20 protein-coding genes are annotated in these 16,055 nt (G+C 64.4%); 11 read left to right on the top strand and 9 right to left on the bottom strand.

Annotated elements, in window-relative coordinates:
- Positions 1-52 precede the first annotated feature (52 nt).
- On the bottom strand, positions 53-1,063 hold the full coding sequence (gene adhP, locus ABZ677_RS04670) for an alcohol dehydrogenase AdhP (RefSeq protein ID WP_037193942.1): 1,011 nt from the start codon (positions 1,061-1,063) through the stop codon (positions 53-55).
- A 256-nt stretch (positions 1,064-1,319) separates the two neighbouring features.
- Here adhP and ABZ677_RS04665 point away from each other — a divergent pair, with 256 nt between their 5' ends.
- The gene (locus ABZ677_RS04665) at positions 1,320-1,778 is read left to right on the top strand and encodes a DUF1003 domain-containing protein (protein WP_094630249.1); all 459 of its coding nucleotides are present in this window, start codon (positions 1,320-1,322) and stop codon (positions 1,776-1,778) included.
- Here ABZ677_RS04665 and ABZ677_RS04660 read toward each other — a convergent pair.
- The 3 genes from ABZ677_RS04660 to ABZ677_RS04650 form a co-directional block, all read right to left on the bottom strand.
- On the bottom strand, positions 1,753-2,253 hold the full coding sequence (locus tag ABZ677_RS04660) for a flavodoxin domain-containing protein (protein WP_358366936.1): 501 nt from the start codon (positions 2,251-2,253) through the stop codon (positions 1,753-1,755). The genes ABZ677_RS04665 and ABZ677_RS04660 overlap by 26 nt on opposite strands.
- Positions 2,250-2,681 carry a hypothetical protein gene (locus tag ABZ677_RS04655; protein WP_141214667.1) on the bottom strand — a complete coding sequence of 144 codons (432 nt, stop codon included), beginning with the start codon at positions 2,679-2,681 and terminating at the stop codon, positions 2,250-2,252. Before ABZ677_RS04655 ends, ABZ677_RS04660 begins: the two co-directional genes overlap by 4 nt.
- 281 nt (positions 2,682-2,962) lie before the next feature.
- Complete coding sequence (locus tag ABZ677_RS04650) at positions 2,963-4,342, bottom strand: rhodanese-like domain-containing protein (RefSeq protein ID WP_358366933.1); 1,380 nt, start codon at positions 4,340-4,342, stop codon at positions 2,963-2,965.
- 128 nt (positions 4,343-4,470) lie between these two features.
- Between ABZ677_RS04650 and ABZ677_RS04645 the strand changes: the two genes are divergently transcribed.
- The 8 genes from ABZ677_RS04645 (at position 4,471) to ABZ677_RS04610 (ending at position 9,372) form a co-directional block, all read left to right on the top strand.
- Positions 4,471-5,244, top strand: coding sequence for a sulfite exporter TauE/SafE family protein (locus tag ABZ677_RS04645; RefSeq protein WP_358366931.1), 774 nt, complete (start codon positions 4,471-4,473; stop codon positions 5,242-5,244).
- Between the two features lie 117 nt (positions 5,245-5,361).
- Positions 5,362-5,520: a hypothetical protein gene (locus ABZ677_RS04640; RefSeq protein WP_358366928.1), complete on the top strand. Its 159-nt coding sequence runs from the start codon at positions 5,362-5,364 to the stop codon at positions 5,518-5,520.
- Positions 5,514-6,398: a universal stress protein gene (locus ABZ677_RS04635; protein WP_358366926.1), complete on the top strand. Its 885-nt coding sequence runs from the start codon at positions 5,514-5,516 to the stop codon at positions 6,396-6,398. Before ABZ677_RS04640 ends, ABZ677_RS04635 begins: the two co-directional genes overlap by 7 nt.
- Before the next feature lie 116 nt (positions 6,399-6,514).
- Positions 6,515-7,108 (top strand): hypothetical protein, encoded by a 594-nt coding sequence (locus tag ABZ677_RS04630; protein WP_358366923.1) that lies wholly within the window; start codon positions 6,515-6,517, stop codon positions 7,106-7,108.
- Positions 7,109-7,272: 164 nt separating this feature from the next.
- Complete coding sequence (locus tag ABZ677_RS04625; protein ID WP_094633401.1) at positions 7,273-7,473, top strand: hypothetical protein; 201 nt, start codon at positions 7,273-7,275, stop codon at positions 7,471-7,473.
- A 15-nt stretch (positions 7,474-7,488) separates the two neighbouring features.
- On the top strand, positions 7,489-8,616 hold the full coding sequence (locus tag ABZ677_RS04620) for a cation:proton antiporter (RefSeq protein WP_358366920.1): 1,128 nt from the start codon (positions 7,489-7,491) through the stop codon (positions 8,614-8,616).
- A gap of 106 nt (positions 8,617-8,722) precedes the next feature.
- On the top strand, positions 8,723-9,031 hold the full coding sequence (locus ABZ677_RS04615) for a WhiB family transcriptional regulator (protein WP_037193923.1): 309 nt from the start codon (positions 8,723-8,725) through the stop codon (positions 9,029-9,031).
- Positions 9,032-9,150: 119 nt separating this feature from the next.
- Positions 9,151-9,372: an ANTAR domain-containing protein gene (locus ABZ677_RS04610; protein ID WP_082323795.1), complete on the top strand. Its 222-nt coding sequence runs from the start codon at positions 9,151-9,153 to the stop codon at positions 9,370-9,372.
- A gap of 144 nt (positions 9,373-9,516) precedes the next feature.
- Here ABZ677_RS04610 and ABZ677_RS04605 read toward each other — a convergent pair whose 3' ends face one another.
- Positions 9,517-10,731: an EAL domain-containing protein gene (locus ABZ677_RS04605; protein WP_358366915.1), complete on the bottom strand. Its 1,215-nt coding sequence runs from the start codon at positions 10,729-10,731 to the stop codon at positions 9,517-9,519.
- Between the two features lie 445 nt (positions 10,732-11,176).
- On the opposite strand from ABZ677_RS04605, the gene praA reads away from it, so the two are divergent.
- Both praA and ABZ677_RS04595 read left to right on the top strand, forming a co-directional pair.
- Positions 11,177-11,686, top strand: a complete 510-nt coding sequence (gene praA, locus ABZ677_RS04600; RefSeq protein WP_358366913.1) for an alkane oxidation protein activator PraA — start codon at positions 11,177-11,179, stop codon at positions 11,684-11,686.
- Positions 11,687-11,738: 52 nt separating this feature from the next.
- Complete coding sequence (locus ABZ677_RS04595) at positions 11,739-12,455, top strand: hypothetical protein (protein ID WP_358366910.1); 717 nt, start codon at positions 11,739-11,741, stop codon at positions 12,453-12,455.
- Between the two features lie 63 nt (positions 12,456-12,518).
- Here the strand turns inward: ABZ677_RS04595 and ABZ677_RS04590 are convergent, their stop codons facing one another.
- From ABZ677_RS04590 to ABZ677_RS04575, 4 genes are all read right to left on the bottom strand, one after another.
- Positions 12,519-13,628 carry a diguanylate cyclase gene (locus ABZ677_RS04590; protein WP_358366907.1) on the bottom strand — a complete coding sequence of 370 codons (1,110 nt, stop codon included), beginning with the start codon at positions 13,626-13,628 and terminating at the stop codon, positions 12,519-12,521.
- 91 nt (positions 13,629-13,719) lie between these two features.
- Positions 13,720-13,938 (bottom strand): hypothetical protein, encoded by a 219-nt coding sequence (locus ABZ677_RS04585; RefSeq protein WP_037194183.1) that lies wholly within the window; start codon positions 13,936-13,938, stop codon positions 13,720-13,722.
- Positions 13,939-14,327: 389 nt separating this feature from the next.
- A complete protein-coding gene (locus tag ABZ677_RS04580) occupies positions 14,328-15,191 on the bottom strand; it encodes a DUF559 domain-containing protein (protein ID WP_358366903.1) in 864 nt (287 codons plus the stop codon).
- A 179-nt stretch (positions 15,192-15,370) separates the two neighbouring features.
- The gene (locus ABZ677_RS04575) at positions 15,371-16,039 is read right to left on the bottom strand and encodes a GDSL-type esterase/lipase family protein (RefSeq protein ID WP_179274704.1); all 669 of its coding nucleotides are present in this window, start codon (positions 16,037-16,039) and stop codon (positions 15,371-15,373) included.
- Between the last annotated feature and the right edge of the window lie 16 nt (positions 16,040-16,055).

Raw genomic sequence — 16,055 nt, 5'->3', positions numbered from 1 at the left:
GCACGGACGAAGGAACACCGGGATCGGTCCACTGCGACCGACGAGGTCCACATCAGAACTCGAACACCTGGCGAGCGGTGACGCGGCCACCCATGAGGTCGTCGAAGCACTCGTTCACTTCGTCCAACTTGCGCGATACGGCCGATACCGTGGTCCGCCCGGCCTCGTGCAGTGCGAATACTTCACGTAGGTCCTTTCGCGTACCGACGATCGAACCGAGGACGGAGATTCCGCCGACGACCGTCTCGAAGATCGGGACCGGGAACACACCGTGAGCGGGCATCGAGACACACACCAGTCGACCGCCGCGGCGAAGCGAACGGAAGGCCTGATCGAACACGCTCGGGATGACGGCCAACACGATGGCCACATCGGCTCCGCCGAGCGCCTTGATCTCCTCGACGGGGTCGACCTTCGACGAGTCGACCGTGTGATCGGCACCGAGTTCACGTGCAAGTTCGAGCTTCTCTTCCTCGATGTCGACTGCGGTGACGAATCCGCCCGCGATCTTGGCGTACTGCACCGCCATGTGGCCCAATCCGCCGACGCCGAAGATGGCCACGCGCTGAGCCGGTGTGACACCGCCGACCTTGACTGCCTTGTAGGTGGTGACGCCGGCACACGTCAGCGGAGCGGCGTCGAACGAGGAGATGCCGTCGGGAACGCGGACGACGTATTTCGCATGGGCCACAGCGTATTCGGCGTAGGCCCCGTCGATCGAGTAGCCACTGTTCTGCTGTGTCTCGCACAGCGTCTCCCATCCGGACACGCAGTGATCGCATTCGCCGCACGCCGAACCGAGCCACGCGATCGCCACGCGTTCGCCGATTCGACTCGTGTCGACCTGCGATCCCACGGCCTCGATCACGCCGATTCCCTCGTGCCCGGGAACGAACGGCAGGGTCGGCTTGGCCGGCCAATCCCCCTGCGCTGCATGAATATCGGTGTGACAGACTCCGCACGTCTCCATCTTCACCAGCACCTGCTCCGGTGCGGGTGTCGGGATAGGGATGTCCTTGACGACCAGGGGTCCGCCGAACTCGGTGACAACAGCAGCTTTCATCGTGGATTTCCTCCAACTATCGAAACCAGTGCCGTTCTCGACCATCGAGCAATACACACTGTCGATGGTCGGCGCTGCGGCACTCGGCATGTAGGGCCGGAAGTCACCGCCGGTTGGGGACGTATACCGAACCGGCAGCTCGGGAGCAGAAAGGCCCGAGAAGCAGGGGATTTCGCCCCTGACGCTCATCGACGAGTTGGACCACACTCGGCAGCATGGATTCTGCTGCACACTCCCGATCGAAGACCTGCGAGCGATGAACCTGTGGCGAAGACACCCGGGCGTCCGGACCGGTGATGCCCTGACCGCCGGTGAGCGAGCGGCGGACTACGTCCGAAACGGGATGGGCTCCTGGCCGTTCGTGTTCCTGTTTCTGGGCACCATGGCGCTGTGGGCCGCCTACAACCAGAGCGACGGATTCGACCCGTACCCGTTCATCCTGCTCAACCTGTTCCTGTCGATGATCGCGGGACTCCAGGGAGCGATTCTGCTGATCTCGGCGAAACGCGCGGACTCGGTGAGCAGTGAGGTTGCCGTACACACACTTTCGAACACCGCCCTACTCCAGGACATGATCGAGGCCAATACCGTCTTGACGGAATCGGTGGCGCAGCTGGCGGCCGAGATTCACACGCACGTCTGTCCGTCGGCGCACCGCACGAGTGCAGAGACATCACCGGCGAAACAGGTCACGAACCACGCTTCTCTGCATTGAGCCACGCGAGTATCTCTCGGGCCCAATTGCACACGAGTACCCAGTCGCGGAAGTCTCCTGCGACTGCCCCGGAGTTCTCGAAAATCTGACGCTCCCCCGCCGAAAGACGCTCTGGCACCAGCTTCCCGGGAAACGTTCGGTGTGCGGTCGCATGCATCAGTGATACTGCGTGTGCCGCGTCGGAAGTGACGTTGACCGGCCTGTCGTTCGAGTGCAGCGGCCCACAGGAGAACAGCCACACAGGTGGATGTTCGGACCTCGACACCCTGTCGACCAGAGCCTTCGCGGCTGGAACCCAGCGATCCGAGTAGACAGCGCTCCCGATGACCAGAGCGTCGTAGCCGTCCACGCGGACCACGGATTCCGGTGCCCGCACATCGACGTCGACACCACAGTGCTCGAAGACTCGACCCATTTCCTGGCCCAGACTGTGGGTCGCTCCATGCCGACCTGCGGTGGAGACAAGTATTTTCATGTCTCGTCCGACAGGAGGTATGCGGATTTGCCCGCCGCCACCGTCATCCGCCATCCGTGGACCGCAATGACGAACCCCAGTACTCCGAACGATCCCAGCAGCCAACTCGTCTCACCGGTCACCGCCGAGTGCACGATGATCCAGGCAACCAGGAGCACGCCGGCGATATGAGCCATCGGACCCGACCGTCCGCCGCCTGCGAAGGCAGACGCCGCAGCGAGCCCCATGGGAACGCCGACGACCAACACCAGCGACAGTGCTGTCAGTGTCACAGACACTTTCGCCTCGACGTAGGAACTCGGATCGATTGCACCCGAGGCCAATCCGATCGCAGCACCGAACGCGTTGATCGATACCCCTCCGCAGACTGCGCCGAGCCACGGCGATCGCCGGTTGCGCTCGGTTGCCACTCGCGTTGTCGATGTCATCGTTCCAGTCTGTGCGGCAAGAGATCAATTGCGCTAGAGCACAAAGTACTTGCCGCTCGACTACCTGAATCAGGTCTCAGCGTCCGAACCACGACCGCATGCTTCGACGCTCCTTCACGGGCGGGCTCGAATCCTCGTTGCAGGTGCAGCGGTCGGCTGCGGCAACCGTACGCATGACGGAGTCGACATGTCTGCCGCAACCGCCCCAGCCGGTCTTGTGGCATTTCTTGCAGGTGACGGGGTAACACATGAGAATCCTCCTGGTACGAGTCGGTCGAAAGTCAGGCCGGGACGTGGGCGTCGGCCCAGGCGTCGTAACCGCCCAGCAGATCCGAGACGTCCTCGAATCCCTGAGCGCGCAGCAGCGACGCCGCCACACTCGAGCGCCATCCTCCGGCGCAGTGCATCACGATAGGTTTACCGGTCGGCACCTGGTCGAGGCGAGTTCGCAACTGCGCCAGCGGGATCGGGATCGCTCCCGGTATCGTGCCGAAGTCGCGCTCACCCGGGTTGCGAATGTCGATGAGCGTCACCTCGTCCGCGGCGAGCATCACATCGAGCTGCTCGACCGTGGTGCGCGGTGCCGTCTCGACCAATGTCGCCAGCTCGGCTGGAAACGCACCGTCACTGCCGATTCCGAGGTATCCGGTCACGTTGTCGGATCCGATTCGGGCCAACCGCAGTGCTGCCTCCTGCTCTTCGCCCGGATAGGCGATCAGCACGATGCGACCACCGACCTCCGCGACCATGCCGCCGGTCTCGGCGAAGCGACCGTCGAACCCCACGTTGATCGATCCGCGCAGATGGCCGGCAGCGAAATCGTCCACACTTCGTGCGTCGAGCACTCGTGTGCCGGAAACCAGCTCGGCCCTCACGGCCTCGGGTGTCAGCGCAGGGATGATGCGGCCAGGAGACAGCAGTGGGTGCACCTGCTTGTTCATGGCTGCGTCGGCGGAGAAGTACGACGGCGCCGCCGGTTGGCCGTCGGTGACGAGCGCAACGAAGGCGTCCTCGGTCATCGGCTGCACCGACGGGTTGCTCGCGCGCTGCTCACCGATGGTGGAGGTGAGCTCGGTGGAGAGGTTCTTTCCACACGACGAGCCGGCACCGTGAGCGGGCATGACGATGACGTCGTCGGGCAGCGTCAGCAGCTTGTCGTGGATCGTCGAATACATCGCACGGGCCAGGTCCGTGGTGGAGCCGTCCCCGAGATTCACCAGGTCCGGTCGTCCGACATCGCCGATGAAGAGGGAGTCACCGGTGAGCACGGCCGTAGGGGTGGCCCCGGGATGCTCGCGAACCAGCACCGAGATCGACTCCCACGTGTGACCGGGAGTGGACAGGATCTCGAGTTCGACGTCGCCGAGGGACAACCGCTCCCCGTCGCGCAGTCGCCGGATCGGATAGTCGGTCTCGGCAGCCTCGCCGAAGCCGATCCAGGCACCGGTCGCGTCGACCAGTTCGAGGTGGCCCGAGACGAAGTCCGCGTGGAAGTGAGTGTTGACGACCCCTTCGATGACGAGTCCGTACTTCTCGGCGTCGTCGAGATACTCCGTGATGTCGCGACGCGGATCGACGACGATCGCGCGTCCCGTCCTCTGATCTCCGATCAGATACGAAGCGTGGGAAAGACATTCGAGGTAGTACTGCTCGAGGATCATGGGTTCCTCCGTCTGAGACGTCTCCGGGCAAGTTTCGCGAGGTGGTAGACACAGTGTGCAATACCCCCTAGGGTATGTCAAGTACCCCCTGGGGTATACCGTGCACCATAGATTGGAGTGAACACACGATGACATTGGGGCTGGCGCTCGGATTCAGCGCTGTGATCGGAATTCTCCTTGGCCTACTCGGTGGAGGCGGATCCATTCTTGCGGTCCCGGTGTTGGTGTTCGCCCTTGGCCTCGGCGTGGAGGAAGCGATCCCCGTCTCGCTGATCGTCGTCGGCACCGCCTCGGCGGTGGGAGTGATACCGAAGCTGCGAGCCCGCCGCGTCGAATGGCGACTGGCGGCGGTGTTCGCTGCGACCGGCATTCCAGCGACCTTCGCCGGCAGCGCACTCGGCCGGCTGCTTCCCGAGAGGATTCTGCTGCTCGGCTTCGCCGCCGTGATGGTTGCCGCAGGAGCCCGGATGCTCGCCGAGCGAGGAGATACAGGAACAGCCTGCAAGACATCGGCATCGGGCATCAACTGGAGACACTGCGCTCCACGTTCGATTCCGGCAGGCCTTGCTGTCGGATTCATGACCGGGCTGTTCGGCGTCGGAGGCGGCTTCCTCATCATTCCGGTGCTGGTGCTGATGCTCGGCATAGAGATGTCGGTCGCGGTCGGCACCTCGTTGGTCATCATCGTTGCCAACTCCGTCGCCGGTCTGTTCTCACATCTGAGCGGCACGACCATCGACTGGTCGATCACCCTTGCGTTCGCAGGCACCGCAATTGTCGGCTCCCTCCTGGCAGCGCACTTCGGAACCCGGGTCGATACCGCACGGCTGCAACGCCTGTTCGCCTACCTGGTGTTCGCAGTGGCCGGGTACGTCGTCATCGACGCGGCCTTCCTGAGCTGATCTCGGGTTCCTTCGACAACACGGTTACCGACGAAAGGCCCTGTATCGCGCGAAACACGCCGGGCACCCTCGAGGCAGGAGCACTCCGTCTCCGGGACCGCGAGGTAGCCGATCTTCATGACCATCACCGACGCAGGACCGACCACCCGGCTGGTGAACGACGAACTGACATCGATCGCGTCCACGCTCGCCGCGAGGTTCCCCGATCTGACCCCCACAGTCGTCGCGGCCGCGATACGCCGCACCCTGCCGCCCATGGCAGAGCGATCATGGTGAGCGCGGAGCCGCGACCCCAGCCCACACGAACCCCGGTCGCTCCCGGCTTCTGGGCGAAGAAAGATTGGGGTGACATCGTCGTCGCGCTCGACGGCACCCCGAAGTCCCGCGACGCACTGTCCTGGGCCGCGGGACTGGCCTCTGTCACCGGGGCACGCATTCGGCTCGTGCATGCACTCACGCCCCGGCAATCGACTCGGTCGTCGATGCGACTACACGGTCAACGGCTTCTGCGATCTGCTCGCAGTGAGCTCTCCGGTCTCGATCCCCGCATCGCAATCGATTCGATCCTGACGGACGATCCCATCGCCTCGGTTCTGGGCGCACTGTCGCACACCGCTGATCTGATCGTCATCGGAGGTCGTGAATCGGGCCCGATCCGAGATGTGCTGTTCGGCCGCAATGCAACTCGCATCGTCGCAGAATCTGCGTGCCCGGTCCTGGTGTGGCGCCCCCAGCACACAGACATCACGCCGGCCGCTCCGGTTGTCGTCGGTGTCGATCACTCCGACTCCTGCACCCGAGCGATCGAGGCAGCCTTCTGGTTCGCCGATGCACTCGAGGTCCCCCTCACCGCGCTGCACGTCGGATCGCCCCACCGTCGGCCTGCCACGAAAGATGCGGAGCTGGAACAGCTCCGAGCACTCGAATGGCTGGGCGGACGCGTCGACGCTGCTGCGTCCGTGCATCCCACCGTGACCGTGCATCTGCACCTGCTCGACTCGTCCGCGGAACACGAGCTTCGACTCGCATCGGCTACGGCACACCTCCTCGTGGTCGGCAGCCGCGGGCTCGGTCCTTGGACGGGACCTCTCACCGGGTCGGTCGGGCAGTCGCTGGTGCACGCATCGTGCTGTCCGATTCTCGTGGTGCGTTGAGTCCTCGGTTGCCGACAGCCCCGCCGCATCGGGACCTTGTGCCCTTACGCATCCACTGCTCGACGCCGGAGACTCGGGGAAGACGAATGCACTTCGGGTAGGAGTAGGTGACGGCTATGTTCTCGGAACTCGCGCACCGGTGGCGACACAGTCCGTGGATCTCCAATCCACTGATGCGGTTGCCGGACAGGATCGAACGAGCGGCATTCGTCGTCGGAATCGCGGCGCTTCTGCTGCTGATACCCGTTGCAGCGACGATCGGTTCGGTGACCTACAGCGACCTGTCGCTCCGCTCGCAACAGCAACGCGCAGAATATGTTCGAGTCGATGCCCGTGTCATCGACGCCACGAAATCCGCTGGGTCCGATACCGACGGCGTCACGACCGTGGCCGGTACCGCGACCGTGCAGTGGAGCGCGCCGGACGGCTCGCTGCACTCCGGGGCAACCGACGTACCGTCGGCATTGCGAGTCGGTGACACGACTCCGATCTGGCGTGATGCGGACGGGAATCTGGTGCGCGCTCCCGACACTGCTGCCGGTGCCGTCGTCAACGGAGCTGCCACGGCCGTGTTCGTATGGTTCCTCGGTGCCCTCGTCATCGGCGGTCTGGTCTACCTCACCACCAAAGCCGGCGAACGTTCACGAATGCGGCAGTGGGACAGAGATTGGCAACACTTTCTACAGGCCCGCGACCATCGCTCGCGGTAGCGCCGTCGAAGCCCGGCGACGCGGCCGGTCACCACGAGGAGGGCCGAGCGTCCTCGAAAAAAGGGCCTTTGTGCCGATGGCACATCGCGTGTGTAGTCGTACGCTCAGGACTGTCGTCCTTGAACTCGTCGACACGAAGCTCCCACGTTCGAGGAGGCGATGACATGATCGGTATCGGCACCGAATTCTGTTCCGGCAGTGCGGACTACGAGCGTGCGCTCATGTGCAGCCCGTTGGCTGCACAATTACGCGTGGTCGATCTTCGAATACAGGTGATGATGGACGAGCAGGGCGCGCTGCACCCTCGCGACCTCGTGGCGTCGGCACTGCCGTCGAGTCGACGACCCATTCTGAACTCTGCTTGACGTCGGAGCGGGCGTATGACCTTCGAGACGCTCGCCCTGTGTGCCGCAGTGGGATTGCTCGGCCCACTGCTGGCGCTTCCGCGCGGGCTTCGGATACCCGTCGTCGTCGGCGAACTCGTCGCCGGAATTGCTCTCGGCCACACAGGCTTCGGCATCGTCGACCCCAGCGAGCAGACGCTGAGCTTCCTGGCGCAGGTGGGGTTTGCGCTCGTCATGTTCGCGGCCGGCAGTCAGATACCGATTCGCGACCCGCGACTGCGCATCGGTCTCGGGGTCGGTACTGCGCGGGCGGTGACCGTCGGGCTGCTGGCAACCGTGCTCGGCTGGGCCGTCTCCGCCGCGTTCGATCCACCTCACCTCGGCCTGTACGCGGTGTTGATGGCATCGTCCTCGGCCGCTGTCATCATGCCGATCGTCGAGTCCACCACGATGACCGCACCCGGTCTGATGGCCCTCCTGCCGCAGATCGCGCTGGCGGACGCGGTCTGTATCGTCGCGCTGCCTCTCGTGATCGATCCACGGCAGGCCGGTCCCGCCGCACTCGGATCGGCGACGGTCCTGATCGCCGCCGCCGTGATCTTTGTCGTCCTGCGCCACTTCGACGCCTCGGGACTGCGCCGTCGCGTGCATCATGTGTCTGCCCAACGCAAACTCGCGCTCGAACTGCGCCTCAACCTGATTCTGCTGTTCGGCCTCGCGGCCCTCGCGGTCCACACCCATGCATCGGTGATGCTGGCCGGCTTCGGCTTCGGGCTGGCCGTCGCTGCCATCGGAGAACCGCGACGCCTTGCGAAACAACTGTTCGCCATCACCGAAGGTTTCCTGGGGCCACTGTATTTCGTCTGGCTCGGCGCATCCCTCGATCTGCGCGCCCTCGGCAGTCACCCGAACATGATCGCGCTGGGACTCGTGTTGGGATTCGGAGCCATCGCCGCGCACGGTGCGATGCGTCTGACGGGCCAGCCCGCCGGGCTCGGGATACTCGCGGCAGCCCAGATGGGTGTTCCGGTCTCGGCCGTGACACTCGGCACGCAGAGCGGCGTGCTGGCTCCCGGTGAGGGCCCCGCCATCGTGCTCGGCGCACTGGTGACCATCGCGGCGGCGGCCGCAGCATCGCGGGTCGCCGCTCGTCGTCCGGCCTGACCCCGGCGGGCCCGGGGCGGCGCAAGGCATTTGGGTGTTTCGAGTTGATCCGGACGGGGAACAAAGGTCGTGGAATGATCGGCACGACGCGAAACGGATCACGACGATGACGGATGACCAGGTCTGGCGCCTCAAGGGTGCGTGCATCGAAGACATGGATGCCTACGACTCGCAGCAACTTCCTCGACACGGTCGCAAGCGCGCAGAAAAGGCATGGCGCCTGTGCGCCGACTGCCCGGTGTTGCGTAACTGCGCCGAGCAGACGGCTCGCGATATCGAGTCGGGTCGCATTCCGGTCGGCGTGGTCGTCGCCGGTGCCGCCTATCACGACAATGCGAGTAACGGCCGCCGCACGGACGCATACCGCACACTCGAATTTCTCATCGGGCGCCCACTGTCCAACCCTGCCGCCTGATCACGGAACAATAACGGGTCGCTACGAAAAAGGTCACGCCAACGGCTCTGTTCGACGCGTTTTCGGCGCGTCTTTCTGGGTCTGACCTGCGTCGGAACAAGACGCGCAACAATGTCAGCATGACCGCAGCGAACGTAACCCACTCGGGGCTGCCGGACGACGTTCAGAGGGCACTCTCGCAGCGAGCACCGATAGAACAGGCCAAGGGAATGTTGATGGCAATACATCGCATTAGTGCCGACGCGGCATTCGGACTGCTCGTCGACCGATCGCAGGGCACCAATCGCAAGCTTCGCGACATCGCACAGGAACTGGTGGACCGGGCCTCGACCGAGCGGTGATGTGTCAGGCGACCCCGTGCGCTGTGTGTTCAACGCACGGGGCCTGAGCAATGCGGCAGTCCGGACTACTTCATTACCTGCTGTGCCGTATGCCCTGCCATGGCTGCCCGAAACATCCGTTCCGGGGACGCAGTCATCGGTGGGTCAAAAACGCGCGAGAATCGCACGCGCACAACGTACTACGGTCGCGCGATCGTACGACATCACGTAATCGAACTCGCGATCGGCGTCCACCTCCCCGCGGTGCAGATCGATCGCTGCGAGCACTCCGCAGAAGTGCGGTCCGAGCACCACGACGTTCCACTCCTCCACGAGCGGATCCGTCGGATCGAGGGGCGCGTGCATGACGCCACCCTCCTGCACGTAACCCATGCCCACGCCGTACACGCCGGCGTACGAGATCTGCTCGGCCATCGAGACCCAACGCCCACGGGTGGTCGAGGTGAAGTGCTCCGCCCGCTGAAAAGTGCCGAGTACCAACGTTTCCGGCCCCGCTGCGGCAGCCTGCATCTCGAGGGACGTACTCATCGCCACCAGCAGACGCTTGGTGCTGCGGGTGGCCGTCTTACCGTCGGACGCGATGGCGTACGGCGATGCCGCGGCGACAGCAGGTGTGCTCCAGGTCGGGAACGGGGGCATCACCTCGGCAGCGTCGGCAGGAAGCTCCTCGGTCGTCTCCGCCGCCGGATACAACTCGCCCACCCCGTAGGTCGCTCCGAGTCCGAGTGCGCGGGTGCGATGCAATGCGGTGTCGACTCCGCTTGCCACCACCACCGCGCCGGTGCGTTCCACCTGAGCCGAGACGGCGTGGGCGGTGCGTGCGGTGGCCAGATCGGGGCGTCGGGACACCATCGACCCGGCGAGGATGATCACGTCGGGTTCGATCAGCGGCAGCAGAGTCATCGACTGCGGCCGACGGCCGACATCGTCGACGGCCACCACCTTGCCGTCGCGCCTGGCCTTGTCGATCGCGGCGAGGGTGCGGGCCGGACTGTCCACGAGTGCCGCTTCGGTGACGACCACGATGTCGCGGCGCAATTGTTCTTCGGTGGCGGAATCGAGCGCGGCAAGAGAGTCGACGTCCATGGAGACGAGCATCGGCAACCGCACAGACTGGTTGATTCGAGCCACTCCCCACGCGAGCGCGTCGAGTTCACGCTTGGCGTCCATTGCTCTGGCCGCGCGCTTGAGCGCGTCGGCCGACGCGAGCGGACCGTTCTCGGGGCCCCGCAACTGAACTTCGATCGCTGCGAGCGCGCCGTTGTCCAGCCGACAGACCGGGGCGAAATACGGATGCACCGTCAGCTCTCCCGTGTCCGTGTCGACTGCAGATCCTGCTTCGGCCAGCGCGAACGTCACACCCACAGTTTGACACGAAAAAACGACCCCCGTCACGCGGGGGCTCATCCGTTTTCAAACCTGTGGAGCATGCTTTTCTTCGCTTCCCTCATGATCGGTGCCGGAGATGTCATCGACGCAGTCGTAACTATCTCGTTTCGGTAACGTTGTATAACGGGTTGGTAACGGCGTCGCGCGAGAGCGGGCACGCGGAATCGGGCGCCCTTCGCGGCCCCGAAATCGGGCCGAAAGCCGAAGTTGCAGTGCGCTTTCGAGACTTCCGCCGAATTTCATTACCACTGCATACAACAAACATACCGACCGGATTGTGACTTCTCACAGACTTGCGCTGAAGCAATTTCTGCAGAAGTTTCGTCGACCTAACGTCCCTCCCGGCTGCCGGAACACCGGCACCGTCGGACCCTCGCGGGGGTCCGGAGCCATTCTGGACTTGGAGGTTCGATCGATGACGCTCAACCCGCCGACCCGCTCTCGCACGCTCGCTGCCGCCGTGGCCGCTGTTGCCATCGCCGGAGCGACAGTCGGTGCCGCCAACGCCGGCGCCGCAACAATCTCCCCGGCAGGCACCGCTTTCACGGCACCCGGCACGATCGTCGTGAGCACGCCGGCTTCGTTCGGAGTGCCCGTGAGTTGTTCCATCTCACTGTCCGGCACCACCAGTGCCGACGGTTCCTCGGCATTGATCACCGACGCCAAGATCAGCGGTTCGAACCGTCTGTGCGGCCTGCCCCAGCTGAAGAACCTGCCCTGGACTCTGACCCCCACCAGCGCCACCACCGGTGAGGTGTCCAACGTGGGCTTCTCGTTGGTCGGTTACAACTGCGGGCCCGCCACGCTGGCCGGGTCCTTCGACAACATGACCAACACGCTCACCGCGACCGACCAGCCGATGTCCGGCAACTGCACCGTCAACAGCCTCTCGGTCCAGCCCGACCCCGCCTTCACCCTGTCCTGACTCCTCCCGTCCCACCTCGTTCCGCATCAACCATTCTCGAGAAGGAGACCACGTGAAGATTCGCAACAAGACTGTCGTCACGATGACGGCATTGGCGTCGAGCATCGCCTTGGGCACGCTCGTCGCCGCCCCGGCGAACGCTGCCGACACGCTCCCCATCACGTTCCAGGCCGACACGACGACGATCATCGCCAAGACCGGTCAGCCGGTCGTGTTTCCCACCACCGACCTCGCCACGGACGTCGATCTGGTCAACGGCACGGTGACCGGAACACTTGCACTCCCACAGGCGTCGGCCGACCTGAAACTCGGACCCGCGACGCTGGCGAACTTCACGATCTCGATCGTCGACGCGACGCCGGTGTCCGGCACCATCGTCCGCGGCGGCCCGGACGAGGCACCGACGTTGGACCTCGACGTCGCACAGAGCTTCAAGATTCGCATCGATTCGGTGAAGCCCTTGGGCATCGACACCGGATCGGCCGGATCGGCCGCGGTCGACCTGATCCCGGCGGGTAGCAACTGCGTCACCGCCGAGACCACCGCCAACCTCTCCGGTTCGCTCGATGCGATCGACCTGATTCAGAACAACCAGGCCGATGCACACGTGAAGGGCACGTACACGATTCCGCAGTTCCAGAACTGTGGCGCGTTCACGTCGGTGCTGAACGCGATCATCGCCGGTCCGGGAAGCACTCTCGACGTGCACCTGACCGATCCGGTCTTCGACGTCGGCACCCGGTCCGCGATTGCGGCAGAGGTGGCATAGCGGTTCGCACCTCGATCGGCGGCGTCGACCGGTTCCCGTGCGGAACCCGGTCGACGCCGTCGTTCACTGCCGTTCGTCGACCGGATGGATGGACGGCTCCTCGTGTTGGTACACCGTGACGCGGTTGCCGCCGATCCGCTTGGCCCGGTACATCGCTCGATCGGCTCGGCCGAGCAGCACATCGACGTCCCCGACGATGTCCCGTGCCTCGACAACCGTGTGAGCGACGCCTATCGATGCCGTCAGTGGGGACCGGTCGGTCGCGTCGCACAGGCGGATTCGCAATTCCTCGGATCGGTCGATCACCGAGTCGACGCCGTCGAGGCAGACGATCGCGAATTCTTCGCCTCCGAGTCGAACCGTCACGGCCGGTGCCGGGAAGACATCGAGAATGCGGCTCGCGGTGAGACGGATGACCGTGTCTCCGTACTCGTGGCCGAATCGATCGTTGACGGCCTTGAAGTTGTCGATGTCGATCACCACGGCGGCCACTGCTGTGTCGATCCCGGATCGGAGGTCGAGGTTGCCGATCGCCGCGTCGAATCCCCGGCGGTTCTGGAGTCCGGTGAGCGGGTCGTAGAACGCGCCGGTGGCGTCGCGGCGCAGCAGCATCAGGAAGGAGTGACAGATCAGCGGCGCCGAGAACATCACCAGGATGAGCATCACCAGGTAGAGATTGGTCTGCAGCCGCTGCGCCGGGTCGCCGACCATGGCCGAGACGTAGAGGGCCGCAACGGTGACGAAGGCGAAGAGGTGATGCGCGGTGAACAACTTGGGGCCGTGGAAGCCCACGACGTAGCTGCCCATCACCGTGAACAGCGCCGCCATCGGCAGCATCTCGGACGGCTCGTCGATGGTGAGGAGCACTGCGGCGAGCACGATGTCGGCGTACAGCACGAATGCGATCGACATGCGCCAGCTCGGCCAACCGCCGATCAGCCAGGCCAATCCCAGCGGAGGAGTCGTGAAGATGGTCGACCACAGCGCCCATTGCCCCGGGCCGCTGTCTCCGAGACCCGGGATCGTCAGGGCGATCACCGCAGCAGCCGCGTAGAAGAAGCAGAAGATCCCGATGAGGATCCTGGTGACGTGCAGCGCTTGCTGGGACCGTGCATACGCAACGTTCCACCCGTAGTCGACCGGGAGCGACCACCATTGGCGAAGACTGTTCACAGGTCTCGAGCAGCTTTCCTAGTGTCACGACGTGGATGGACAAGTCAACCACAGACGAAACCACCTGGTCCGCAAAGTGGAAAACTTGCGCCTATCCCCGCATACCGTCGGCCAACTCGAACACTCGGCCCGCATAGGTCACCATGAACGCATCGAGGGCTTGCTGCGACAGTTCGGGGCATCCGGCTCTGCGAAAGAAATGCTCCAGATCCACCAGCCGATCCCCCAGTCCGACGCGTTGTCGATCCAGCGCCTCGAGCTCTACGACCAACGCCTTCAGTTCCTCGACCTTGCGCAGCACGTCGTCCATCGGATCACCGTCCACCTCACTGGGCCTTCCACGATTGGGCGGCGGAGCCGGGCTTCCCTCCCAACTCCGCCGAGCCCGACTCTACGCTTTATCGAACACATGTGCGAGTTCGCGAGGCAGTTCGGCCTCGGTTTGTACCACCTATCCTGTGCACAATCCGAGAAAGTGACCTACAGTCTGTGACATGCTCCAGAAAAGGGGTCCGAACGGGGTTCGGCCGCCAGGCTCAACCGATCCAATTCACTTGGCGCTCTTAGCAATCCTCACGATTGCTGTGATCGCCCTCGTCATCGTCGCGATCCAACAGGGCCGCCTCTGAGCGCGCACCTGAGCGTTCACTATCGACTCCGATCGGCGGTATTCTGCGCCCCTCGCACGGTTCCGAACGCTCAGGCCCGCGGCAGTGCCCGGCCGACTGCATCGATCGAACGTCGACGACGCCTGACCACCTCGATGATCTCGTCCACCACGCGTCGCGTGTCACCCAACGCCTGCACGGCCGAGTAGCGCAGAACCAACCACCCCTCCAGGATCAGCCTGTTCTGGCGTCGACGATCGCTGTCGAATACCCGGCTCGACGTGTGGAACTCGCGTCCGTCGATCTCCACGATCACCCGTGCCCGAAAGTCCACGAGGTCGCCGAAATACGGCCCTACCCGCGCATTGATCTCCATGAAGAAGTGTCGAGCGGACAGTGCTCGTGCCACCACTCGCTCGGCCTCGGATCGAGTGCCGAGGCAGCACAGACGCAGTTGTCTCCGTACGGCTTTCATGCCGCGCATCCCGCGAGACAGTTCGCACGCCGTCGCGATTCGACGCCGCAGAGCCGGCCGCGCGATTGCCGTGTCGAAGAATCGCTCCAACTCCTCACCCGTCAGAGTTGCCGCCACGTCGACGAACACCTGAGCCAACGTCACCACCGGAAGATCACGGCACCGGTCCGACTCGGGGATGCGTCGTCGATGGATCTTCACCCACTCCGGTGACTGCTGCCGGGCCGAAGGTGGCACTGTCGCCGTGACCTGCGGCGGCTCTTCCTCGACCAATCCCCACACCCACGCCGCGGTCAGATGGCTGAGTACAGCGTCGGGCTTCCACAGAGTCACCGCAGTGCACAGGTCCAAAAAATCGGGCTCGTTTGTCGCGTAGATTCCGGGAAGTACTCGAATCAACTGCCCGGACGCAGTTCTACGCGTGATGGTGCTGCGACTCATCCCCCGCGCCATCAGATCGACCGCTGTGTGTACCCCCATACCGATACGGTGAACGATCGACGACGCCTGCGCCAGTGTCGTTTTCGAAACCTGTGGATAGATCCGAGTTATCCACAGGCCGCCGCACCTCAGCGTTCACTATCGACTCCGATCGGCGGTATTCCGCGTCCTGGACACGGTTCCGAACGCTCAGACCCGCGCATCCGGCACGACGGCGGTTACGTCTTTCGAACTCCGACCGCTCCGGCAACCTCGGCCGCCATCTCGGCAGCCGTGCTCGCGGTGGGGTGCACGCCGTCGAAGGTGGCTCCGGGTCGATCGAGCAGTGGCGCGAATTCTGCGACGGGTATGCCGCGCTCGGCGGCCAGTGCTCGAATCTCGCCGTTCAGGTCGTCGGCACTGACCTTGCGCGACGACGGCACCGTGGCGATCACGACCGTGTCGACGTCGCGTGCCCGGTCCAGGATCGTGCGCAGGTTGTCGATGATCCGGGGTAGCGGAACCGACCGAGCGAGGTCGTTGGTGCCGCCGTTGACAACGAGGATGTCCGGGTTCGCTGCCAGTGCGTCGTCGGTTCGGGCGAGGATCTGCGTCGTCGTCGCGCCGTTGATTCCCAGGTTGCCACCGTCGGCCGCGGGAGCGTCGTCCCCGCACACGAGGTACGAATACCACGCCGTGTTGCCGTGAATTCCCCAGTCGACGCGTGAATTACCTTGCGCCATCGAGTCTCCCAGCGTCACCAACCGTGGGCCGGTGTCGTTGACGCTCCACCCGAAGCAGTGCGCGTTGCGGACCGTGAGCGCCGGCTTCTTCAGTGGTCCTGCCACGAGCGCGGCGGCGAGCGCCAACCCGAGTGCACCGGCGATCCACAGTCGAGTTCTTCGCACGCCGGGGATTCTGCCT

This window comes from Rhodococcus sp. NPDC006774 (assembly GCF_040636045.1).
Lineage (GTDB): Bacteria > Actinomycetota > Actinomycetes > Mycobacteriales > Mycobacteriaceae > Rhodococcoides.
Note: the sequence above shows the minus strand (reverse complement) of the source record. Positions and strands in the feature narration are given on the sequence as shown.

Coding starts and splice junctions, on each gene's coding strand:
- ABZ677_RS04610 (WP_082323795.1), top strand. CDS start 9,151: ATGACCGCAGCGAACGTAACCCACTCGGGGCTGCCGGACGACGTTCAG.
- ABZ677_RS04580 (WP_358366903.1), bottom strand. CDS start 15,191: ATGGGGGTACACACAGCGGTCGATCTGATGGCGCGGGGGATGAGTCGC.
- adhP (WP_037193942.1), bottom strand. CDS start 1,063: ATGAAAGCTGCTGTTGTCACCGAGTTCGGCGGACCCCTGGTCGTCAAG.
- ABZ677_RS04625 (WP_094633401.1), top strand. CDS start 7,273: ATGATCGGTATCGGCACCGAATTCTGTTCCGGCAGTGCGGACTACGAG.
- ABZ677_RS04655 (WP_141214667.1), bottom strand. CDS start 2,681: ATGACATCGACAACGCGAGTGGCAACCGAGCGCAACCGGCGATCGCCG.
- ABZ677_RS04650 (WP_358366933.1), bottom strand. CDS start 4,342: ATGATCCTCGAGCAGTACTACCTCGAATGTCTTTCCCACGCTTCGTAT.
- ABZ677_RS04585 (WP_037194183.1), bottom strand. CDS start 13,938: ATGGACGACGTGCTGCGCAAGGTCGAGGAACTGAAGGCGTTGGTCGTA.
- ABZ677_RS04645 (WP_358366931.1), top strand. CDS start 4,471: ATGACATTGGGGCTGGCGCTCGGATTCAGCGCTGTGATCGGAATTCTC.
- ABZ677_RS04615 (WP_037193923.1), top strand. CDS start 8,723: ATGACGGATGACCAGGTCTGGCGCCTCAAGGGTGCGTGCATCGAAGAC.
- ABZ677_RS04630 (WP_358366923.1), top strand. CDS start 6,515: ATGTTCTCGGAACTCGCGCACCGGTGGCGACACAGTCCGTGGATCTCC.
- ABZ677_RS04640 (WP_358366928.1), top strand. CDS start 5,362: ATGACCATCACCGACGCAGGACCGACCACCCGGCTGGTGAACGACGAA.
- ABZ677_RS04620 (WP_358366920.1), top strand. CDS start 7,489: ATGACCTTCGAGACGCTCGCCCTGTGTGCCGCAGTGGGATTGCTCGGC.
- ABZ677_RS04665 (WP_094630249.1), top strand. CDS start 1,320: ATGAACCTGTGGCGAAGACACCCGGGCGTCCGGACCGGTGATGCCCTG.
- praA (WP_358366913.1), top strand. CDS start 11,177: ATGACGCTCAACCCGCCGACCCGCTCTCGCACGCTCGCTGCCGCCGTG.
- ABZ677_RS04635 (WP_358366926.1), top strand. CDS start 5,514: ATGGTGAGCGCGGAGCCGCGACCCCAGCCCACACGAACCCCGGTCGCT.
- ABZ677_RS04660 (WP_358366936.1), bottom strand. CDS start 2,253: ATGAAAATACTTGTCTCCACCGCAGGTCGGCATGGAGCGACCCACAGT.